This window comes from Microbacterium sp. CnD16-F, assembly GCF_024124465.1.
Taxonomy (GTDB): Bacteria; Actinomycetota; Actinomycetes; order Actinomycetales; family Microbacteriaceae; genus Microbacterium; species Microbacterium gawkjiense.
In genome coordinates this window covers 17,949-39,222 of record NZ_JAMXSA010000005.1, presented here as the reverse complement: position 1 = coordinate 39,222, position 21,274 = coordinate 17,949, and the positions used below count along the sequence as shown (strand labels likewise).

The 21,274-nt window shown below is 69.4% G+C and carries 17 protein-coding genes and 1 pseudogene; 14 read left to right on the top strand and 4 right to left on the bottom strand.

The window, feature by feature from the left end; genetic code table 11:
• The first annotated feature begins 23 nt into the window (after nt 1–23).
• The 4 genes from NH287_RS02505 to NH287_RS02490 all read left to right on the top strand — a co-directional run bounded on the left by NH287_RS02505 (nt 24) and on the right by NH287_RS02490 (nt 7,309).
• Nucleotides 24–3,044: a YhgE/Pip family protein gene (locus tag NH287_RS02505; protein WP_253034352.1), complete on the top strand. Its 3,021-nt coding sequence runs from the start codon at nt 24–26 to the stop codon at nt 3,042–3,044.
• A complete protein-coding gene (locus NH287_RS02500; protein ID WP_253034351.1) occupies nt 3,041–5,227 on the top strand; it encodes a YhgE/Pip domain-containing protein in 2,187 nt (728 codons plus the stop codon). The genes NH287_RS02505 and NH287_RS02500 overlap by 4 nt, the downstream gene beginning before the upstream one ends.
• 19 nt (nt 5,228–5,246) lie before the next feature.
• The gene (locus NH287_RS02495) at nt 5,247–5,894 is read left to right on the top strand and encodes a TetR/AcrR family transcriptional regulator (protein ID WP_253034350.1); all 648 of its coding nucleotides are present in this window, start codon (nt 5,247–5,249) and stop codon (nt 5,892–5,894) included.
• A 161-nt stretch (nt 5,895–6,055) separates the two neighbouring features.
• Entirely contained in the window at nt 6,056–7,309 is a 1,254-nt protein-coding gene (locus tag NH287_RS02490; protein WP_253034349.1) for an MFS transporter, read from the top strand.
• A 30-nt stretch (nt 7,310–7,339) separates the two neighbouring features.
• Here NH287_RS02490 and NH287_RS02485 read toward each other — a convergent pair whose 3' ends face one another.
• Nucleotides 7,340–8,362 carry an NADPH:quinone reductase gene (locus tag NH287_RS02485; RefSeq protein WP_253034348.1) on the bottom strand — a complete coding sequence of 341 codons (1,023 nt, stop codon included), beginning with the start codon at nt 8,360–8,362 and terminating at the stop codon, nt 7,340–7,342.
• A gap of 116 nt (nt 8,363–8,478) precedes the next feature.
• Here NH287_RS02485 and NH287_RS02480 point away from each other — a divergent pair, with 116 nt between their 5' ends.
• Both NH287_RS02480 and NH287_RS02475 read left to right on the top strand, forming a co-directional pair.
• Complete coding sequence (locus tag NH287_RS02480) at nt 8,479–8,889, top strand: hypothetical protein (protein ID WP_253034347.1); 411 nt, start codon at nt 8,479–8,481, stop codon at nt 8,887–8,889.
• Nucleotides 8,890–8,925: 36 nt separating this feature from the next.
• Nucleotides 8,926–10,593 carry a sodium:proton antiporter gene (locus NH287_RS02475; protein WP_253034346.1) on the top strand — a complete coding sequence of 556 codons (1,668 nt, stop codon included), beginning with the start codon at nt 8,926–8,928 and terminating at the stop codon, nt 10,591–10,593.
• 6 nt (nt 10,594–10,599) lie between these two features.
• On the opposite strand, the gene NH287_RS02470 is transcribed toward NH287_RS02475, so the two are convergent.
• The gene (locus NH287_RS02470; RefSeq protein WP_253034345.1) at nt 10,600–11,640 is read right to left on the bottom strand and encodes an aminotransferase class V-fold PLP-dependent enzyme; all 1,041 of its coding nucleotides are present in this window, start codon (nt 11,638–11,640) and stop codon (nt 10,600–10,602) included.
• Between the two features lie 80 nt (nt 11,641–11,720).
• Here NH287_RS02470 and NH287_RS02465 point away from each other — a divergent pair, with 80 nt between their 5' ends.
• From NH287_RS02465 to NH287_RS02430, 8 genes are all read left to right on the top strand, one after another.
• Nucleotides 11,721–12,683: a LysR family transcriptional regulator gene (locus NH287_RS02465; RefSeq protein WP_374209357.1), complete on the top strand. Its 963-nt coding sequence runs from the start codon at nt 11,721–11,723 to the stop codon at nt 12,681–12,683.
• A gap of 10 nt (nt 12,684–12,693) precedes the next feature.
• Nucleotides 12,694–13,680 carry an aldo/keto reductase gene (locus NH287_RS02460; RefSeq protein WP_253034343.1) on the top strand — a complete coding sequence of 329 codons (987 nt, stop codon included), beginning with the start codon at nt 12,694–12,696 and terminating at the stop codon, nt 13,678–13,680.
• 54 nt (nt 13,681–13,734) lie between these two features.
• Nucleotides 13,735–14,031, top strand: a complete 297-nt coding sequence (locus tag NH287_RS02455; protein WP_064002369.1) for a DUF1905 domain-containing protein — start codon at nt 13,735–13,737, stop codon at nt 14,029–14,031.
• Nucleotides 14,032–14,040: 9 nt separating this feature from the next.
• A complete protein-coding gene (locus NH287_RS02450) occupies nt 14,041–14,556 on the top strand; it encodes an A24 family peptidase (RefSeq protein ID WP_253034342.1) in 516 nt (171 codons plus the stop codon).
• Nucleotides 14,557–14,638: 82 nt separating this feature from the next.
• On the top strand, nt 14,639–15,655 hold the full coding sequence (locus tag NH287_RS02445; protein ID WP_253034341.1) for a YihY/virulence factor BrkB family protein: 1,017 nt from the start codon (nt 14,639–14,641) through the stop codon (nt 15,653–15,655).
• Between the two features lie 81 nt (nt 15,656–15,736).
• Nucleotides 15,737–18,220, top strand: coding sequence for a glycogen/starch/alpha-glucan phosphorylase (locus tag NH287_RS02440; protein WP_253034340.1), 2,484 nt, complete (start codon nt 15,737–15,739; stop codon nt 18,218–18,220).
• An 88-nt stretch (nt 18,221–18,308) separates the two neighbouring features.
• Nucleotides 18,309–18,551 carry a response regulator gene (locus NH287_RS02435; protein ID WP_253034339.1) on the top strand — a complete coding sequence of 81 codons (243 nt, stop codon included), beginning with the start codon at nt 18,309–18,311 and terminating at the stop codon, nt 18,549–18,551.
• Nucleotides 18,541–19,170, top strand: coding sequence for a CYTH domain-containing protein (locus tag NH287_RS02430; RefSeq protein WP_253034338.1), 630 nt, complete (start codon nt 18,541–18,543; stop codon nt 19,168–19,170). Before NH287_RS02435 ends, NH287_RS02430 begins: the two co-directional genes overlap by 11 nt.
• A gap of 111 nt (nt 19,171–19,281) precedes the next feature.
• Here the strand turns inward: NH287_RS02430 and lpdA are convergent, their stop codons facing one another.
• Both lpdA and NH287_RS02420 read right to left on the bottom strand, forming a co-directional pair.
• Nucleotides 19,282–20,682, bottom strand: a complete 1,401-nt coding sequence (gene lpdA, locus NH287_RS02425) for a dihydrolipoyl dehydrogenase (protein ID WP_253034337.1) — start codon at nt 20,680–20,682, stop codon at nt 19,282–19,284.
• 227 nt (nt 20,683–20,909) lie between these two features.
• Nucleotides 20,910–21,263, bottom strand: a pseudogene (locus tag NH287_RS02420) (copper resistance CopC family protein); the annotation flags it as partial.
• Nucleotides 21,264–21,274: the final 11 nt, after the last annotated feature.

Sequence of the window (21,274 nt, the reverse complement as noted above, 5' to 3'; positions counted from 1 at the left end):
GAAGGCTGGCACAACCCGTTCACATGAATGAGCGTACTCAGTTTTTTGCAGACGGCAAGGAGGCCCCGCGCAGATGGTCGGCGAGACGTTTCGTCGTTAACGTGCACAGAGCTGTGCAAATTGCGTATGCTTGCGAGGTGCGCATGAGCTGGCGGATTTTCAGGAGGGACGTCACCCGACTGATCCGTGTCCGGAAGACATGGATCATCGTGATCGGCGTGCTGATCACTCCGGCGTTGTACGCGTGGTTCAACATCAACGCGTTCTGGGACCCGTACGCGAACACCGAGAACATCGACGTCGCGGTGGCCAATCTCGATGAGGGTGCATCCTCGGACCTCACCGGCTCGCTGAACGTGGGTGATCAGGTCCGCAAGCAGCTTGAGGAGAATGATCAGCTCGGCTGGGTCTTCATGGGCGAGCAGGAGGCCATGGAGGAGGTCAAGCGCGGCGACGTGTACGCGGCCATCGTCATCCCTGCAGACTTCAGTGAGGATCTCCTCAGCATCACCAGCGGAGAGTTCACCCAGCCGGCGCTGCAGTACTACGTCAACGAGAAGGCCAGCGCGATCGCGCCGAAGATCACTGACGTCGGCGCGTCCCAGCTCGATCGGCAGATCACGGCTGCCTTCACCGAACAAGTCGCCGAGGCCGCGACAGACGCGGTGCGGGACGCGGGGGACGACGTGGAGTCGCAGTTGCTGACGGCGAAAGACAACGCGCTGAACGCCTTCGACAGCACTTCGCAGTCGCTGGCATCGGCGCGGGACAGCATCACTGACCTCCAGAATCGGATCGCCGCTTCCCGAGTGACGCTGTCCGATGCCCGCGACACGCTCACGGATGTCGATTCGACGCTGGCGGACGTTCAGAAGGCCGCCGGGGAAGCACAGTCGATCATCGCCGAAGCACAGGACCAGGTGATCGAGTTCGCCGATGCCGCGACGGCCGCGTACCTCACAGGCACGTCGCTGTTCGCGGAGGCCTCTGCCTCCGCGAACTCCTCGGTCAGTCAGGTGACGGAAGCTCTGACTTCTGCACGGCAACGGGTGGACACGGCGATCGGCGACGTCGAGACCGTCCTCGAGGCGAACGAGGCCGCGATCGCACAGGTGCAGGCTTTGCTCGATGACGCCGACCTGGATCCTGACACGGCGCAGCGTCTGTCCGGGGTGATCGAGGCACTGCAGGAGCGGAACGCTGCAGATCAGCAACTCGTCGCGGACCTGTCGCAGTTGAGCACCGGCACTTCAGACGCCGTCGAGGGGCTGCAGGCGGCTTCGGATGCCCTCGACGAGGCGGCCCAGGGTACACAGACTGCGGCATCTGATCTGCGGACGGTGCTGACCGAGAACCTTCCGGCGCTGAACAGTGCGATGGCGCGGCTGTCCTCGAGTGCGGGAGAATTTTCGGCCGCGGTTGCCTCGCAGAGACAGGTCCTCACTCAGGTCGGGGATGTGCTGCGCAGCGCGGATTCGCAGCTGGCATCCACCTCGACGGCGCTCGACAGTTTCGATGCCGACATCACGAGCATCGAGTCGAATCTGCAGGCGGCTCGTACCGATATCGAAGCGGTCGCCGCCGCGGCGGAGTGGGGTGCCCTCGGCACGATCACCGGACTGAACCCGGACGACATCGCCCGTTTCATCGCATCGCCGGTCGCTGTCGAGGAGCAGACGATGTTCCCGGTGTCCTCCTACGGGTCTGCGATGGCGGCGCTGTTCACGAACCTGTCCCTCTGGATCGGCGCGTTCGTGCTGATGGTGATCTTCAAGATCGAGGTCGATACGGAAGGCGTCGAGGGAGTCACGGTCCGAGAGGCCTACCTGGGACGCTTCGGCCTGTTCGCGCTGCTCGCCGTCGGGCAGGCGCTGGTGGTGTCGATCGGCAACCTCATCATCGGCGTGCAGACCGTGAGCGCCGTCGCCTTCGTGGGGACCGCTGTGCTGATCGCCTTGGCGTACGTGAGCATCATCTACGCGCTCTGTGTCGGTTTCGGGCACGTCGGGAGAGGTCTGTGCATCCTGCTCGTAGTCATGCAGATCCCGGGCGCGTCGGGGTTGTACCCGATCGAGCTGATGCCCGACTTCTTCCGCGCGATCTATCCGCTGCTGCCGTTCTCTTACGGCATCGACGCAATGCGGGAGACGATCGCGGGGTTCTACGGCGGCCACTACTGGCGGTTCCTCGGGACACTCGCCGTCTTCGTCGCCATCGCATTCCTCTTCGGACTGGTCCTGCGGCGCAGGCTCGCCAGCTTCCACATTCTGTTCAACCGCGAGGTGGCCGCGACCGACCTGCTGATCGGTGAGAACGTCCAGGTCGCCGGTTCGGGCTACCGGCTGAGAGAGATCATCCGCGCGCTCTCGAATCGCGGTGCATACCGGGTCGAGCTCACCCGCCGAGCGCACCCGTTCACTCACCGTTACCCCGTGCTGCTGCGGGCGACGCTGATCGTCGGACTGGCGGGACTTGCACTGGTCTCCGCGGTAGCTCTGACATTCGCGGACGCCAAGGCGCTGCTGCTGGGTATCGGAACCCTCTGGTGCCTTCTGATCATCGGATTCCTTGTCGCCATCGAGTACATCAGATGGAGCTTCGCGCAAGCCGGAGAGATCGCCGGGCTTGATGACGCCGACCTGCGTCAGGCGGTCCTCGCCGGGGGCGCGGATGCGCACGCCGCCGTCGCCTCCACGGAGTCGCGCACGGCACGCCAGTCCGTTCCCGGCGCACAGCATTTGCTCGCGGAGGACCTCAGCTCCGGTGATTGTCTCGACGAGAGTCACTCCGCTGACGTCGCTGCCACTGGTGATGCGGATGAGCACATCAGTGACGACGCGGATGATGTCGTGGCGAAGTGGTTCCAGGATGCGCCCGAAGCCGACGCGTCGCTCGAGGCTGACGACTCCGCCCAGCGGGACGTCGACACGCCCGAGACGACGAAGAAGGCGGCGAGCCGGGTCGAGCCCGCCGAAGCGGAGGAGAGCGAAGGCGTAGCTCAGCAGGAGGACGACCGCGCTGCGGGGAAGGGGGAGCAGTCGTGAGGGTCATCCTGCGGCTGGTCGCGCGAGACGTGCGTCACGCGACACGGAATGTGATGGCGTGCATCGTCATCTTCGGCCTCGTCGTCATCCCGTCACTGTTCACCTGGTTCAACGTGATCGCCAGCTGGGATCCTTTCGCGAACACCAGGAACTTGAAGGTCGCCATCGCCAGCACCGACACCGGCTACGAAAGCGATCTGGTTCCCCTCCGGATCGACGTCGGCGAACAGGTCTTGTCCGCGCTGCGCGCCAACGATGACCTCGACTGGGTCGTCACGACGGAAGACGACGCAATCGACGGCACCAAGTCGGGTGCCTACTACGCCGCGATCGTGCTTCCGCCGTCCTTCAGTAGCGACATGATGACCTTCTACGTCGACGGTGCGGAGCACACCGACATCGCGCTCTATACCAACGAGAAGAAGAACGCCCTCGCTCCGAAGATCACCGGCCAGGGCGCCGACGGCGTGTCTGCGCAGATCTCCGAGACGTTCACCCAAACCCTCAGCGAGATCGCGCTCGGGCTGCTCTCCTCCCTCTCCGACTACCTCACCGACGACGACACCCAGGCTGCGCTCGCCCGGCTCCAGGCGCGTGTGTCCGGTCTGTCGACGCAACTGCGTGCCGGTGCGCAGACCGCCGACATGTTCTCCGCCCTCTTCGACTCCAGCATCCCCCTGGTGAACAGCGCCTCCCAACTCGTCGACGCCGCAGGAGGTGCGTTCAACGACGCCGCCGGCGCTGCCGGCAGCGGGCGCGATGCGGTCGACTCCGTCGCCTCCGCCCTGCGTAACGCCACGGGGGGAGTCTCCGACGCACTGTCTGCGACCACCAAGAGCTACACCGCGGTGGGCGATCGCATCGACGACCTCTACGCGGACATCGATCGTCTCAATGGCGACCGCGTGACGGTGCTCACCGACATCGCGGCGCGAGTCCAAGATCAGATCGACCGATACAACACCATCCGCGACACCCTCGACACTGAGGTCCGGCCCACGCTCCCCGCAGCCGCGGAAGGCGCCCTCGACACCGTCATCGCCGTTCTCGATGACGCGATCGCCCGACAGCAGGCCGTCCACGATCGCCTCGCGGAAGCTGCAACGGACGTTCAGGGGGACAACGCTTCCGCTCAGGACTCCCACCAGGAGATCCTCGTCGCGATCGCCGAAGCGAAGACTGCTGTACAGAAAGCGCAGAGCGCGTACACCGACGATCTGAAGCCGCAACTGGATCTCCTGTCGTCGACGCTCTCGCGCCTCGACTCGGACGTCTCAGTCGTGCGTAGTGACCTCGCCGGCGTATCCGCCAGCTTGTCCGGTTCAGCGGACTCCGTGCTGACGGCCATCGATCGCGGCAAGACCGTCGCCAGCGGGATATCCACCTCACTGGACGAACTGGCCGACCGATTCGGCGACCTCGATCGGGCGCTCGGAACCGCAGCTGACACCGGTGATCTCAGCGAGCTCCGCGACATCATCGGAGGCGACCCCGGCGTTCTCGCCGCCTCACTGGCAGAACCCGTCCGGGTCGACCGCACGGCGGTATTCCCCGTCGCCGGCTTCGGCGCTGCCATGGCGCCCCTCTACACCATCCTCGCGCTCTGGGTCGGAGCGTTGCTGATGACAGTCACCATCCGGGTCGACGTCAACCACAACACGCTTCCTGGCGCCCCAGCACTCACGACGACCCAGAAGTACCTCGGACGATATGGCATCTTCGGACTCGTCGGCCTCGCCCAGAGCACACTCCTCACCCTCGGGCTCATCCTGTTCGTCCGCATCGAGCCAGCACACCCACTGCTCATGGTCCTCGCCGGATGGCTGACTTCCCTCGTCTTCACCCTCATCGTCTACACCGCGGTCGTCACGTTCGGCAATGCCGGAAAGGCGCTGTGCGTGCTCCTCCTCGTCATCCAGATCTCCGGATCCGGCGGCGCGTACCCTCTCCAGCTGCTGCCGGATTGGTTCCAGAGCATCAGCCCGTTCTTGCCAGCCACCTATGCGATCCAGGCCATGCGGTCGGCGATTGCCGGCGTCTACGCGGCGGACTTCTGGATCTCGCTTCTCCTCCTCGCCCTCTTCATCGTCCCGGCCTTGCTGCTCGGCCTGGTGCTGCGGCGGCCCCTGATCGCATACAACCGGGGCATGTCGGAGGCGCTTGAATCAACCAAGCTCATGTGAGTGTCCGCGAGAGGTGATCATGTCCACGCAAGAGTCTCCCGCCCGGCCGGACTCGGTTCCTACCCGCGAGCGCAGAAGTGACGCCACAACCAACCACAACGCACTTCTGCACGCTGCGCAGGCCGTGCTCGCAGAGAATCCACAGGCATCCCTCGACACCATCGCGCAAGCAGCCGGCCTGTCGCGACGGGCTCTCTACGGCCACTTCCCCGACCGGGAGACCCTGCTGAAAGAGGTCATCGCGCTCGGCGCTGAGCGGTTCAATGCGATCGCCGACGTCATCGACGACACCGACCCACGCGTCGCTCTGGCCCGCCTCGCCGTGCGCCTTTGGCGCGAAGCTTCAGCAGTGCGCGCCGCCGCCAATATCGCCCTTAGTGAAGCCCATGTCGCAGAGACAGTCCGTTCGCTCGCGCCCCTTCGACGACGTATCCGCGAGCTCACAGATACCGGCACGGCAGCGGGGGCCTTCCGAAGAGACGTCTCGCCCGAAGTCCTCGCCATCCTCATCGAAGAGACAGCCCGAGCCACTCTGCGCCAGACTCGCCTGGACGCGGAGAGTGGTCCGTCAGCCATCGCGCGAGTCGTGCTCAGCATCGTGGGCCTGTCGTGGACCGAGCAGGCCGAGCTCATCGAGTCGAACCCCGACATCGTGGCCCAAGCATGATCGGAATCGACCGACGTGATCGTTGTGAAGGCGAGCCGGACAGCCGACGGCTTCGAGAAGTTTCAAGCGCACGATGACTCTGCCATGGTCATCGGGTCGGTCCGCTCCATCGAGGAGATGTCGCATCATCCGCCGCGCGTCGCCCCACGTAAGCTCTTTCGGTGGGAATCGGAGAGTGGGTCGCGCCCCGGCGCCTGGGACGTGACTTCCGCTGGCTCCTGGCGTCGTCGTGGACGAGCAACATCGGCGATGGGATCGCGCTCGCGGCATCCCCTCTGCTGATCGCCTCGATGACGGATTCGCCGGTGCTCGTGGCATCCGGCGCCGTCATGCAGTTCCTTCCGTGGCTGCTCTTCGGCCTCCACGCGGGAGCGATCGCCGACCGGGTCGACCGTCGCGTGCTGATCATGTGCGCCAACGGCGTCCGGGCTCTCGTCCTCGTGGCGCTGTGTGCGTTCTTGATCACGGGCACGGCGAGCATCTGGATTGTGCTCGCGGTGGCCTTCGTCTACGGGTGCGCCGAGGTGTTCGTCGACACCACGAGCAGCACGCTCCTGCCGATGATGGTCAAGAAGAAGGATCTGGGCATCGGCAACGCACGGCTCCAGGCCGGCTTCCTGGTCGCGAACCAGTTCGGCGGACCGCCGCTGGGCGCCTTCCTCTTCGCGCTCGGCTCGTTCTGGCCGTTCGCCGTGCAGGCGATCTGCGTTGCGCTCGCCGTCGTGCTCATCTCGCGCATCGCCCGCACCCGAGTCCCCGCCCGTGAGAGCGACGGAGGGCGCACCGCCGTCCACACCGACATCGTCGAGGGGATCCGGTGGTTGTGGCGGAACCCTCCGGTGCGCACCCTCGTCATCATCATCCTCACGTTCAACATCACGTGGGCAGCCCCTTGGGGCGTGCTCGTGCTGTACGCGACCGAGCATCTTCAGATGGGGCCGGTCGGATACGGTGCGCTCACGACCGCGTCGGCCATCGGGGGCCTGCTGTCCACCGTCAGCTTCGGCTGGCTCGAGCGCCGGTTCTCGTTCGCGACCCTCATGCGCGTCTGTCTCAGCGCCGAGGTCGCGATGCACCTCGCCTTCGCCCTGACGACGTCGGGCGCCGTCGCCTTCGTCATCATGATCGCCTTCGGCGCGTACGCCTTCGTCTGGGGGACGATCTCCACGACGGTCCGCCAACGACTCGTCCCGCACGAGCTCCAGGGCCGGATCGCGTCGGTCAACATTGTGGGCGTCTTCGGCGGGCTCGTCATCGGTCAGGCGATCGGCGGGGTGATCGCCCAGTTCTGGAGGCTGACGGCGCCGTGGTGGTTCGCCTTCGCGGGTGCGGCGGTGACCCTGGTGCTCGTCTGGCGCCCCATCAGCCACCTCGCTGCGGCGCGCGTCGATGACGGGACGGATGCCGCGGGCTGAGGCGCTGGGCGACCCGCGGCATCCGGTCGATCACAGGTCGGCGACGCGGATCAGGACCTTGCCCACGGTCGCGGCTTCGACCGCGTCGTGGGCGGCTGCGGTCTCCGCCAGCGGGAACCACGTCAGCGGCAGGCCCGCCTCCTCGCCGACGGGCAGGGCGCCGTCCTCGAGGGCGCGCGTGATGTCGGCGACGGCGGCATCGAGCGCGGGTTCGCCGACCGTGTAGAGCAGGACGCCCTGGACCCGGATGTTCTTCGCGAAGGTGGGCCGGATCGGCATGCTGAACGTGTCGCCGTTGTCGTCGGCGTAGAACGCGATGACGGCGTGCCCGGCGGCGATCTCGGCGTCGAGAGCGGCGTTGGTCGCCAGCGACACCTCGACGATCTGGTCGACGCCCTCGGGGGCGATGTCCCGCACCCGCGCCGCCACGTCCTCCCGCGTGTAGTCGATGACGTGATGCGCGCCGGCCGCGCGCGCGAGCTGCGCCTTCGCATCGGAGCTCACCGTGGTGAGGACGGTCGCACCCGCCCAGCGGGCGAGCTGGATCGCGGCGTGGGCGACGGCGCCGGCGCCGCCCTGCACGAGAACGGTGCGTCCGGCGAGCGCGCCGGGCGACAGCCGAGCGGGTCCGTCCTCGTGCACCGTCAGTGCGCGGTGCGCGGTCACGGCCGGCACGCCGAGACTGGCCGCGGTGGCGAAGTCGACGCCCTCCGGAAGGCGGACGGCGCGGGATGCCGGGACGACCGTGTACTCCTGCGCGGTGCCCGTGGGGCGCTGGTGCTGCGCGAGGTGCACCCACACGCGGTCGCCGACCGCGAGGTCGTCGACTCCCTCGCCGAGGGCGTCGACGACGCCGGCGCCGTCCTGGTTCGGGACGGTCTCGGCGAAGGAGGCTCGCTGGGTGCCGCCGGAGCGGGACTTCCAGTCGGTCGGGTTCACTCCCGAGACCGCGACGCGGACCCGCACCTCACCGGGCCCGGGGTCGGCGACCTCGCGGTCGACGAGGGACAGGACGTCGGATGCGCCCGGGGAGCCGTAGACGATCGCCTTCATACCGGGCGCAACCCCTCGTGACCCCCGCGCATTCCGACACCGGCCGTTTGCCAGGCGCCGTGTGCGAGGCTCGAGGGGCGGCACGAGTTTCGTGTCGCCTGCAGGAAGGGGGCCTCGTGCCCACCTGGCTCGAACACCTCTGTCACGCTCTCATCGGCCGGACGCGATCGCACGACGATCTCCCCGATCTCCGCGTGCTCCCCGCGTCCCGCGTGGACCTCGCCCGCACCCACTACCTCGTTGACGACCCCGAGCGGCGCACCCGCGACGACCGCCTCTACATCCTCCGCATCGGGCAGCGCGGCCGTCGCGGCGTCGACGTCGCCGTCCACTCGAACGGGCGCGTCGTCGGCTTCCTCCCCGACGCCTCCGCGGCGAAGCTCGCCGAGCCGCTGCTGCGCCTCGGCGGTGCCGCGATCGTGAACGGCGCCGGCCCCCGTCCGGGGACGACGCGGCTGCGGGTCGACCTCCCGACGGCGGAAGCGATGCGCTCCTTCGCTCCGGTGGGCGGACCCACGGCGTACTGATCACCGTCCACTGAGGTCCTCTGACAGGCTTTCCCTGTGATCGAGACTCTTCTCGGCCTGGTGGTCGCGCTCCTGGTCGTCGCGTCGACGACGGTGATCGGCCGGCGGGCGGGTATCGCCGCGCCGATCCTGATGGTCGCCGTGGGCGTCGGCGGCAGCTTCCTCCCGATGTTCGACGACTTCGTCCTCGACCCGGAGTGGATCCTGCTCGGCATCCTGCCCCCGCTGCTGTACTCGGCAGCGGTCTCGATGCCGGCGATGCACTTCCGGCGCGAGTTCGGCGCCATCGCCGGGCTGTCGGTCTTCCTCGTCATCGGCACCGCCCTCGCCCTGGGCCTCTTCTTCATGATCGCGATCCCCGATCTCGGTTTCGCGTGGGGAGTCGCCCTCGGCGCCATTGTGAGCCCCACCGACGCCGTCGCGACCTCGATCATCAAACGCACGCCCGTGTCGAAGCGGGTCGTCGCGATCCTCGAGGGAGAGAGCCTGCTCAACGACGCGACGGCGCTCGTGCTGCTGCGCACCGCGGTCGCCGCGGCCGCGGCATCCTTCTCCTTCTGGGGTGCCGTCGGCACCTTCGCCTACGCCGTCGTCGTCGCGGTCCTGATCGGTGCGGTGCTCGGCTGGCTCAACCTGACGGTGCGCAAGCGCGCGACCGACCCGACCGTCAACACGGTCCTCTCGTTCACCGTGCCGTTCCTCGCGGCCGTCCCGGCGGAACTCCTCGGCGCCTCGGGCCTCGTCGCCGCCGTCGTCGCCGGCATCATCACCGGAGTGGGCGGTCCGCGCGTCTTCTCGGCGCGCAATCGGCTGTCCGACGCGCAGAACTGGCGCACAGTCGAGCTGATCCTCGAGGGGTTCGTGTTCCTCTTCATGGGTCTGCAGCTGACCTCGATCCTCACCGACGTCGAGGAGGCGCACGAGGGCATCGCGCCCGCTCTCCTCATCGCGGCCGGCGCGTGGCTCCTGACGGTGATCGTGCGGGCCGCGTACGTGGCACCGTTGCTCGCGCTGCTGTCGATGAGCGCGCGTCGCGTCCGCCGCCTCCAGCCCCGCCTCGAGACGATCGCGCAGCGCCTCGAGACCGAGGAGGGCGAGGCGCAGCTCGTCGATGCGTTCGCCCGCCGCGGCCGGCGCGTCTCGCGGGGAACCGTGCGCCGCTTCGGTCCGCGCGTGACGCGCGGACTCGCCGACATCCGCTACTTCCAGAAGGCGCCGCTCGGATGGCGCGAGGGCACCCTCGTCGTCTGGGCGGGGATGCGGGGCGCCATCACGCTCGCTGCGGCGCAGACGCTCCCCGAGGACACCCCGCTGCGCTCCGTGCTCGTCCTCATCGCCTTCGCCGTCGCCGTCGTCTCCCTCGTCGGGCAGGGCGCCTCGGTCGCGCCGCTCGTCGACGCGCTCACCCCCGCTGGTTCGGCCGACGAGTCGCGCGAGCGCGAGAAGGAGGAGCGGCGGCACATCCTCGAGCTCCTCCGCGAGCGCGCGGCCGACGTCCCCGCTCCGGACCGCTCGGCCGACCTCGACCGTGCCCGGGCGTTCCAGGTCGAGAGCGACTACCGCCTCGCCGAGATCGACGTCCAGCGCCGCGCGCTGCTCGACGCGCGCGACACCGGCACCTTCGATGCGGACGTGCTCGCGCACGAACTCGCGGTGATCGACGCCGCCCAGATCGCGATCGAGTTGCGCACCGGCCGCGAGTGAGGTCCGTCAGCGATCCAGCGCGCGGGCGATGTCCTCGACGTCGCGCTCGTCGTTGAAGACATGCAGCGCGACGCGCGCGTTGCCGGCGCGGCTCGACGCGACGATCCCCGCGGCGCGCAGCCGGCCGATGTCCGCACCGCTCTCGTCCCGCCAGGTCACGATCGGCGTCGCCCGCGCCGGAGCCGGCAGGTCGAGCCGCTCCCGCAGCGCGGCCGCGAGGCCCGTGACCTCGTCGCTCAGCGCCCGCGGGTCCGCTCCTGCGAAGAGGGCGAGTGCCGGCTCGGCCCCCGTGAACGCCTGCCACGCGGGCGAGACGTCGAACCGTCGAGCGGATGCCGCCAGGGTCGCGTCCGTGCCGTAGCACGACGCCCACGGGTCCGCGCCCGCGTACCAGCCCGCCTGGCGCGGACCGATCGTCGCGGCGAAGTCCTCGCGGAGCGCGAGGAACGCGACGCCGCGGGGCGCGCACAGCCACTTGTAGGCGTGGCAGACCAGCGCATCGAAGGCGCCGGCGGCCACCGGCATCCAGCCGACGGCCTGCGTCGCGTCGCAGAGCGTGCGCGCACGGTGGCGCCGCGCCGCCGCGACGATCGCGTCGGCGTCGGCGACGGCACCCGTCGCGGACTGCACGATCGAGAACGCCACGAGGGTCGTCGCCGCGTCGACCGCGTCGGCGAGCGCGTCGAGCGGCGCCGTCCGCACGGTGATGCCCCGACCGGCGTGGACGAACGGGAGGACGAGCGACGAGAACTCGCCCTCGGGGCACAGGACGACGGCGCCCTCGGGCAGGGAGGCCGCGAGGAGGCTCACCATCGCCGAGGTCTGCGCGCCGAGCGCGACGGCGGCGGGGTCCACCCCGACCAGTCGCGCGAACGATGCGCGGCACCGCTCGGCGCTCGCGGCGTACCGGATCGGGTCGGGCCACGCGTCGAGGTCGTCCCGGACCGCGTCGCGGCTGGCGAGGGGCGGGATGCCGGCGGTGCAGGCCGCGACGTATCCTCGCGCGTCGGGGAACGCGTCGCGGACGTCGGCGGGGGAGAGGGCCATGACTCCATCGTCCCGATCCGCGATCGAGTGCACCATGGCAGGTATTGCATCGAGTGCATGACATGGCGTTATATGTCTGGATGCCGCAACCCGTTCCCGACCTCTCCGTCGCCGAGCTCCGCATCGTCAAGGCGGTGGGGGACAGGGGGTCCGTGACGGCCGCCGCGACGGCGCTCGGGTACAGCCAGCCCGCCGTGAGTCAGCAGATCCGCCGCCTCGAGACGCGGCTGGGGATGGCGGTCGTGGAGCGGGTGGGACGGCGGATGCGGCTCACCGAGGCCGGGCGCATCCTCGCCCGCCACGCCACGTCGATCACGACGGCGCTCGGCGCGGTGGCCGGTGAGCTCGCCGACCTCGGCGGCGGCCGGATCGGCACGGTGCGGCTCGTCGGGTTCCCCTCCGCTTCGCCGACGATCCTCCCGCGCCTCATGCGCCGGCTCGCCGCATCCGACCCGGGTCTCTCGCTGACGTACGTCGAGGCGGAACCGCCCGAGGCGGTCGCCGCCGTCCGCGCCGACCGGGCCGACATCGCGTTGACCTTCAGCCACCCGGGCGACGGCACCGACGCGCACGGCGACAGCATCCGGGGGCTCGACGCCCGCCGCATCGGCGCCGACGACCTCCTCCTCGTGCTGCCCGACGGGCACGCCCGCAGCACCGAGGACGTCGTCGACCTCAGGGCGCTCGCCGACGACGATTGGATCGCGGGATGCCCGCGGTGCCGCAGCCACCTGCTGGACTCCTGCGAACGCGCGGGATTCGCGCCCCGCATCCGTTTCGAGACCGACAACGTCGCCGCCGTCGAGCAGCTGGTCGCGCAGGGTGTGGGCGTCGCGACGCTGCCGCGGCTCGCGGTGGCGTCCTTCCCCCTCGTCGCCGGCGTGATCACCCGCCCGCTGGCGTCGAGGGACCGGCGCGAGCTCCACGCCGTCTCGGCGCGCGGGGCGGCGGGCGTCCCGGCCGTCGCGACCGTGCTGTCGCACCTCGCCGCCGCGGTCGGCGACATGACGGCACCCGGCCCGGAGGTCCCCGCGGCGAAGTAGGGTGAGCCCCATGCAGCAGCGACCTCTCGCCTCCACCGGCCGTTCCGTCTCCGCCATCGGCCTCGGCACGTGGCAGCTCGGTGCCGACTGGGGGGACGTCTCCGAAGCCGATGCGCTCGACGTCCTCGCCGTCTCCGTCGAGGCCGGCGTCACCCTGTTCGACACCGCCGACGTCTACGGCGACGGTCGCAGCGAGACCCTCATCGGCCGCTTCCTGGCGTCGCACCCGGGCCACGGCGTGACCGTGGCGACCAAGATGGGGCGGCGCCTCGCGCAGGAACCCGAGAACTACACCCCCGAGAACTTCCGCGCGTGGACCGACCGGTCACGGCGCAACCTCGGCGTCGACACGCTCGATCTCGTGCAGCTGCACTGCCCGCCGTCGGCGGTGATCGACGCCGACGAGACCTACGACGCCCTCGACGCCCTCGTCGACAGCGGTGCGATCGCCGCGTACGGCGTCTCGGTCGAGACCTGCGCGCAGGCCCTCTCCGCGATCTCGCGGCCCGGGGTGACCAACGTGCAGATCATCTTCAACCCGTTCCGGCTGAAGCCGCTCGACGAAGTGCTGCCGGCCGCCGAGGCCGCCGGCGTCGCGATCTTCGCCCGGGTGCCGCTCGCCTCCGGCCTCCTCAGCGGACGCTACACCGCATCGACCTCGTTCGCGGCGAGCGACCACCGCACCTTCAACCGGCACGGCGAGGCGTTCGACCGCGGTGAGACGTTCTCGGGCGTCGACTTCGAGACGGGTCTCGTCGCGGTGGACGAGCTCAGCGCGGCGCTGCCCGACGGCGTGTCGCTGCCGGCGGCATCCCTCGCCTGGATCGCGTCCCGTCCAGGCGTCACCTCCGTCATCCCGGGCGCGCGCACGACGGCGCAGGCGAGAAGCAACGCCGACGCCGGCGCGATCGACCCCGCCGTCCTCGACACGTTCGCGGCCGCCGTCGTCGACGTGTACGACCGCCGGCTTCGCGCGGACATCCACCCGCAGTGGTGATCGGGGTGGGGATGCCGCGCGCCGCCGTGCGCGCGACATCGCTACCGTGAGGGCATGATCGTCGAGGCCTCCGGGGTGCTGTTCCGCTGGGAGTCGCGGAGGGACGACTGGTACTTCGTCCCCCTCCCGGCGGAGGTGAGTGCGGACATCCGCGAGGTACCGCGACCCGGGCGGGGATTCGGATCCGTCCCGGTGGGCGCGACGGTCGGGTCGTCGTCCTGGCGCACCTCGATCTTCCCCGACGCGGCGCGTGGGGTGTACGTCCTGCCGCTGAAGCGCTCGGTCCGCGAGCGCGAGGGGATCTCCGAGGGGGACACGGTCTCCGTCCGTCTCGACGTCCAGGACGGCTGAGCCGTGTCCGTGCCCTGGGCCGCACTCACGGATCCCGTCGCGATCGCCGCGGTCGTCCTCGCCTACGTCTGGCTGGCCGTCGCCTCGGTCGTCCTCGCGGTCATCGACGTCCGCACGCACCGGTTGCCCAACGCGTGGGTGCTCCCCGGCTACCCCGTGCTCGGCGGGCTGCTGCTCGTCGCGTGCCTCGCGGGAGCCCCGTGGTCGTCCCTCCTGCGCGCCGCCGTCGGAGGCGCCGCGCTGTTCGTCTTCTACCTCCTGCTGCGCGCGGCAGGAGGCGGGATGGGCGGGGGAGACGTGAAACTCGCCGGCGTCCTCGGTATGGCGCTCGGGTGGGTGGGGTGGTCCGCGCTCGCCGTCGGCGCTGTGGCCGGGTTCGTCTTCGGCGGCGTGTACGGCGCGCTGCTGCTCGCGACCCGACGCGCCTCCCGGCGCACCGCGGTCGCCTTCGGACCGTGGATGCTGCTGGGCGCCTGGACCGGGATCCTCCTCGGCGGCGACGTGGCGGACCGTCTCAGCCTGTGACGTCGCGGGCGGTGCGTGCCAGATCCGCCTCGACGACGCAAGGGGAGCGGGGTCGGTGCGTCCGCCTCGCTACCGTGAGGACATGGCCGATCGCACGAAGACCCCGCTCGTCCCGCGCCTGATCGCCCGCGCGCTGTCATGGCGGCTCGTGCGGGCCTACCTCCGCTACAGCGAGCGGCGCGGCCCCCTCCTGGCCGACAGCGTGACCTATCGCACACTGTTCAGCGTGTTCGCGGGCGTTCTGCTCGGCTTCTCCGTCGCCGCGCTCTGGCTGTCGGGCAACCCGCAGGCCTGGCAGAGTCTCATCGACGCGGTCGACGGAGTGATCCCCGGTCTCGTGGGCGAGGGCGGCGTCATCGACCCCGAGAAGCTCGGTCAACCGATCGCGTTCTCGCTCACCGGCGTGTTCTCCCTCGTGGGTCTCGTCCTCGCGGCGATCGGCGCGATCGGGTCGCTGCGCACCTCGCTGCGGGTGATCGCCGACAAGGTCCACGACGACACCCTGTTCATCATCGTCCTCGGCCGCAACCTCGTCCTGGCCGTCGTCATCGGGGTCGGGCTCGCAGCCGCGGCGGTCGCGACCGTCCTTGGGACGGCGGGCGTCGGTCTGGTCGCCGATGTCCTGGGTGTCTCCGCCGACAGCCCGGTGACGGTCGGCTTGAGTGCCGCGGTCGGCATCCTCGTCACCTTCGTCCTCGACACGGCGGTCGTCGCGCTCCTGTTCCGCACGCTCTCGGGTGTGCGCGCGCCCGCGCGGGCGCTCTGGACCGGGGCTCTGCTGGGCGGTTTCGGCCTGACCGTGCTGCAGCAGCTGTCGAGCCTGTTCGTCGGGGGCGCCGGCTCCAACCCGCTGCTCGCCACCTTCGCCTCGCTCATCGCGCTGCTGCTGTGGATCAACCTGTCGTGCCAGGTCATCCTCATCGCCTCGGCGTACATCGTGGCGGCCACGCTCGAGAGCGGGGACCGCGTCCGCCGCGTGCACGGCGCCACGACGCTGATCGAGCGCCGCGTGCAGACCGCCGAGGACCAGGTGAAGGCGGCCGCTGACGAGCTGCAGGCGGCCCGGGACGCCCTCGCCGCCGAACGGGCGAAGGACTGACACCCCCGCTCCTTCGTCACCGCTGTGTGAACTCTGGCGCATCCACTCGATGCGCACCGTCCGGGTGTGTACCGTCGTACCGTGAAGAACCCGCGACTTCAGCCGACCCACCCGATCGCCCTCGCGCCCGTGCAGTCGCCCGAGCCCACCGTCGACGGGTTCGTGACGCAGTACCTGCGCAATCTCAACAACGGCCGCGGCGTGGCCCTGTCGACCTCGACGGCCAACGATCGCTACTTCGCGCTCGCCGCCACCGTGCGCGACTACCTCATGGCGCGGTGGCTCGAGGACGTGCGTCGGCAGCGGTCGACCCAGGCCAAGGGCGTCGCCTACCTCTCGGCGGAATACCTGCTCGGTCGGCAGCTCGACAACAACCTCCTGGCGACGGGACTCACCGACATCGCCGCCGAGGCCCTCGTCGCGTGCGGTCTCGACCTGGAGGACGTCCGCGCGCTCGAGGTCGAGCCGGGTCTCGGCAACGGCGGCCTCGGCCGCCTCGCGGCCTGCTTCATCGACTCGCTCGCGACGCTCGGCGTGCCGAGCATCGGTTACGGCATCCGGTACGAGTACGGCATCTTCCGTCAGACGTTCGTCGACGGACAGCAGGTCGAGCAGGCCGACTCGTGGCTCGCGCTGGGCTCGCCGTGGGAGTTCCCCCACCCCGAAGCGGCGCAGACCATCTCGTTCGGCGGCCACACCGAGCAGTACGACGACGAGGGCGTCACGCGCACGCGTTGGGTGCCGTCGTGGAACGTCCTCGCCGTGCCGTACAACTACATGGTCCCGGGCTACCACAACGGCCGCGTCAACACGCTGCGCCTGTGGAGCGCACAGGCCACCCAGGGTTTCGACCTGCGCGTCTTCAACGCCGGCGACTACCAGGAGGCCGTGCGCGCGCAGACCTACGCCGAGAACATCTCGAAGGTGCTCTACCCCGAGGACTCCACCCCGCAGGGCAAGGAGCTGCGCCTGCAGCAGCAGTACTTCTTCGTCGCGGCATCCATCAGCGATTTCGTGAACCTCATCCTGCCGAGCGACTTCGATCTCGCGAAGCTGCCGGACCGGGTCATCTTCCAGCTCAACGACACCCACCCCGTCATCGGTGTCCCCGAGTTGATGCGCGTCCTCGTTGACGAGAAGAAGCTCGAATGGGATGCCGCCTGGCAGATCACCCGGCAGTGCTTCGCCTACACCTGCCACACCCTGCTGCCCGAGGCGCTCGAGGTGTGGCCCGCAGACCTGCTCGGCAGGCTCCTGCCGCGCCACCTCGAGATCATCTACCGGATCAACGACGAGTTCCTCGACGAGGTCCGCGAGCGCTTCGGCGACGACGAGGAACGGATCCGGCGGATGTCGATCATCTCGCCCGACGGTGCGGTGCGGATGGCCTACCTCGCCACTGTCGCCGGCTCCAAGGTCAACGGTGTCGCCGAGCTGCACTCGCAGCTGCTGCGCGAGAAGGTGCTGCCGGACTTCGACGAGTTCTTCCCCGGCAAGTTCACGAACGTCACGAACGGGGTCACGCCGCGCCGGTTCATCCGTCTCGCCAACCCCGGACTGTCGCGCCTCATCACCGACACGATCGGACCGGGCTGGCTCACCGACCTCGACCGGCTGCGCGAGCTCGAGGACTACGCCGACGACACCGCCTTCCACGCCGCGTTCCGCGCGGTGAAGGCGTCCAACAAGCGCGCGCTCGCCCGCACCCTCGCCGACCGCGACGGGTTCGCCGTGGCCGACGACCATCTGCTCGACGTCATGGTGAAGCGCCTGCACGAGTACAAGCGCCAGACGCTCAAGCTCCTCCACATCATCACGGAGTACGACGCCATCGCCTCGGGCCGCGTCACACCCGACCAGGTCACCCCCCGCACCTTCGTGTTCGGCGCCAAGGCCGCTCCCGGCTACGCGATGGCCAAGCGCATCATCCACCTCATCAACGCCGTCGGCAGCGTCGTCAACTCCGACCCGCGGGTCGAGGGGCGCCTCGCGGTCCTGGTCCCGCCCAACTACAACGTCACCCTCGCCGAGCGGGTCGTCCCGGCGGCGGACCTCTCCGAGCAGATCTCGCTCGCCGGCAAGGAGGCCTCCGGCACGGGCAACATGAAGTTCGCCCTCAACGGTGCGCTGACCATCGGCACCGACGACGGCGCGAACGTCGAGATCCGCGAGCTCGTGGGCGACGAGAACTTCTTCCTGTTCGGGATGTCCGAGCCCGAGGTCGCCGACCTGCAGACGCGCGGATACCACCCCATCGACTTCGTGCGCGCCGACGAGAACCTCTCGCGGGCGCTGGACCTCGTCTCCTCGGGCGCGTTCTCGGGCGGAGACGGATCGGTGTTCGAGCCGGTGGTGTCGAACCTGATCCACCACGACCCGTTCATGGCGCTCGCGGACTACACGGACTACATCGCGGCGCAGAAGCGCGTCGATGCGCTCTACGCCGATCAGGATGCCTGGACCCGCGCCGCGATCCTCAACGTGGCGCGCTGCGGGTTCTTCTCCTCCGACCGGTCGATGCGCGACTACATCGACCGCATCTGGCACACGCCGCCCCTCGTCTGACGGCCGCGGATAGCACCGCGGTGACCGGCTGACAAGTCGCGGCGGAGCCGTCGGGGCGCCGGGTTAGAGTCGGTGTCGGAGGTACATCATGGCAATCGCACGACTTCACGGCGGCCCGCTCGACGGCCAGGTCATCCCGCTCGAGGAGGACACGGATCGGCTGATCCTGCCCTACAGCGAAACGCAGATCACCTACGAGCGCGCGGGTGCCGACGAGAACACCGGGGAGGGAGACGGACCCACGTCCGCCGACTTCCGCTTCGTCGCCGCGCAGGACGACATCGATCCGTCCGCCGACGAGCGCGACGACCGTTCGACCCTTGACGACTGAGCCGGAGCACTCGCTCGAGATCGAGCGCACGTACGACGTCGACGCCGGGACGCCGCTGCCCGATTGGGCTCGGCTTCCCGGCGTCGCCGGTGTCGGCGCACCCGAACCGCGAGAGCTCGACGCGCACTACCTCGACACGGCCGACGGCGCGCTGGGACGGGCGCGCGTCGCGCTCCGGCGCCGCAGCGGCGGACCCGACGAGGGCTGGCACATCAAGCGCGTGACGCCGGAAGGCAAGGCGGAGTCGCGCTGGCCGCTGGATGCCGCGGGCTCCGATGCCATCGTGGTGCCCGCGGCGATCGAGGATGTCCTCGCCCCTGTCGCATCGCCCCCGTTCGCGCCGCTCGCGCGCATCCGCAACGCCCGCACCGCGTATGCGCTCCTCGATGCGGAGGGGAATCTCCTCGCGGAGTTCGTCGACGACAGGGTCACGGCCACCGACGTCCGCCGGGGTGTCGAGACGTCCTGGCGCGAGTGGGAGCTCGAGCTCGGTCCGGCCGCGCCGACGGATGCCGCGGCCCGCGATGCGCTCTTCGCCGCGGCGGACGAGCTCGTCCGCGCCGTCGGGGGAGAGGTGTCGGGGTCGGGCTCCAAGCTCGAGCGCGCCCTCGGTCTCTGACCCCCAGGCCACAACGCGCTGACGCCGCCCCCGGCTTCGTTCGGGGCGGCGTCAGTCGTGATCGTCAGGTTACTGAAGACCCATTCGTTCCGATAGGTCTTCCCTGCCTGATCAGAGGTTGATCATGTGGCCGGCGAGGCCGTGGAAGGCCTCCTGCAGGCCCTCCGACAGCGTCGGGTGCGTGTGCACGTTCCGCGCGGCCTCGAGGGCGGTGAGGTCCCACTTCTGCGCGAGCGTCAGCTCGGGCAGGAGCTCCGACACGTCGGGGCCGATGAGGTGGCCGCCGAGCAGTTCGAGGTGCTCGGCATCCGCGATCAGCTTCACGAACCCGACCGGCTCGCCCAGGCCGTTGGCCTTGCCGTTGGCCGAGAAGGGGAACTTCGCGACCTTGACGTCGTAGCCGGCGTCGCGCGCCTGCTGCTCCGTGAGGCCGAATGAGGCCACCTGCGGCGAGCAGAACGTCGCACGCGGCATGTTGCGGTAGTCCCCGAGCGTCTGCGTCTCCGCCTTGCCGATCGTCTCGGCGGCGACGACGCCCTGCGCCTCGGCGACGTGCGCGAGCTGCAGCTTGGCGGTCACGTCGCCGATGGCGTAGACGCCGTCGACGTTCGTGCGCATGTAGTCGTCGATCTCGATGGCACCGCGGTCGGTGAGCTTGACACCGGTGTTCTCGAGTCCGAAGCCCTCGACGCGCGGGGCGAACCCGATCGACATGAGGACCTTGTCCGCCTCGATCTGCCCCTTCGCGCCGTCGGAGTTCGCGGAGTACGACACGGTGACCTTGTCGCCCGAGTCGACGACGGACTCGACCTTGGTCGAGGTGAGGATCTCGATGCCGTACTTCTTGTACTGCCGCTGGATCTCCTTCGAGACCTCGACGTCCTCGTTGGGGAGAGCGCGGTCGAGGAACTCGATGATGGTGACCTTGACGCCGTAGTTGCTCATCACGAAGGCGAACTCCATGCCGATCGCGCCGGCACCGACGATGACGATCGAGTTCGGCAGGTCGCGCGTGAGGATCTGCTCTTCGTAGGTGACGACGTTCTCGCTGAGGGTGACACCTGGCAGCAGACGCACGGTCGAGCCGGTCGAGATGATCACGTTGTCGGCCGTGACGGTCTCCTTCGAGCCGTCCTCCTTCGTGACCTCGATGGACTTCGCGTCGATGAACGAGCCGCGACCCTGGTACTCGGTCACCTTGTTCTTCTTCATGAGGAAGTGGATGCCCTTGACGTGGGTCTCGGCGACCTTGCGGCTGCGGTCCCATGCGGTGCCGAAGTCGAAGTTCACGTCACCGCTGATGCCGAAGAGGTCGGCCTTGTGGGTGAAGGTGTGCGCGAGGTCCGCGTTCTTCAGGAGCGCCTTGGAGGGGATGCACCCGACGTTGAGGCAGACACCGCCCCAGTACTTCTCTTCGATGATGGCGGTGGACAGTCCGAGCTGTGCGGAGCGGACGGCCGCGACATAGCCGCCGGGGCCGGCACCGAGGATGACGACGTCGTAGTGAGGCATGCGTCCAGCCTAGTCCGCTGCCGGTGGCCTAACTCCTTCGTCTCGCCCCGTCGACCGCGGACGATCGCGACCGCGATCACGACGCCGACGGCGAGGAAGATGATGCCTCCGCCCACCGCGTAGGGGACCGCGTTGAACCCTTCCGACGACCCTTCCGCCTGCTCGCCGGCCGATTCGCCGCACTCCTCGACCGCCGCGACCTTCCCGTCCTCACCCACCGAGAACGTGAACTGATCCGAGAGAGGATGCCCGTCGCTCGAGACGATCCGCCACTGGACGAGGACCGCCCCCTCGACCGGTCCGTCGACCGCCTGGGTGACGACGTTGTCCGCGACCTCGGGATCCCCGGCGGCCAGCGAACGGCACGATTCGTCGTAGACCGCCACGACCGTCGCACCCGACTCCGTCGAGGGCGTCGCACTGAACGTCAGCGAGATCTCCTCCGGGGTGGTTCCGAGGACGGCGTCGGCGGCCGGATCGGAGCTGAGCAACTCGTCGTGGGCCGCGGCGGGGGAGGCGGGAGCGAGCAGCAGCGCGGCGGCGACCGCTGCGGCGGCGATCGCGCCACCGCGACGGCGCATGCGGGGGTTCG

What these genes read in the sequence shown, in the direction of transcription:
- NH287_RS02505 (WP_253034352.1), top strand. Translation starts at nt 24, where the DNA reads ATGAATGAGCGTACTCAGTTTTTTGCAGACGGCAAGGAGGCCCCGCGC.
- NH287_RS02495 (WP_253034350.1), top strand. Translation starts at nt 5,247, where the DNA reads ATGTCCACGCAAGAGTCTCCCGCCCGGCCGGACTCGGTTCCTACCCGC.
- NH287_RS02485 (WP_253034348.1), bottom strand. Translation starts at nt 8,362, where the DNA reads ATGAAGGCGATCGTCTACGGCTCCCCGGGCGCATCCGACGTCCTGTCC.
- NH287_RS02470 (WP_253034345.1), bottom strand. Translation starts at nt 11,640, where the DNA reads ATGGCCCTCTCCCCCGCCGACGTCCGCGACGCGTTCCCCGACGCGCGA.
- NH287_RS02465 (WP_374209357.1), top strand. Translation starts at nt 11,721, where the DNA reads ATGCCGCAACCCGTTCCCGACCTCTCCGTCGCCGAGCTCCGCATCGTC.
- NH287_RS02460 (WP_253034343.1), top strand. Translation starts at nt 12,694, where the DNA reads ATGCAGCAGCGACCTCTCGCCTCCACCGGCCGTTCCGTCTCCGCCATC.
- NH287_RS02455 (WP_064002369.1), top strand. Translation starts at nt 13,735, where the DNA reads ATGATCGTCGAGGCCTCCGGGGTGCTGTTCCGCTGGGAGTCGCGGAGG.
- NH287_RS02445 (WP_253034341.1), top strand. Translation starts at nt 14,639, where the DNA reads ATGGCCGATCGCACGAAGACCCCGCTCGTCCCGCGCCTGATCGCCCGC.
- NH287_RS02435 (WP_253034339.1), top strand. Translation starts at nt 18,309, where the DNA reads ATGGCAATCGCACGACTTCACGGCGGCCCGCTCGACGGCCAGGTCATC.
- lpdA (WP_253034337.1), bottom strand. Translation starts at nt 20,682, where the DNA reads ATGCCTCACTACGACGTCGTCATCCTCGGTGCCGGCCCCGGCGGCTAT.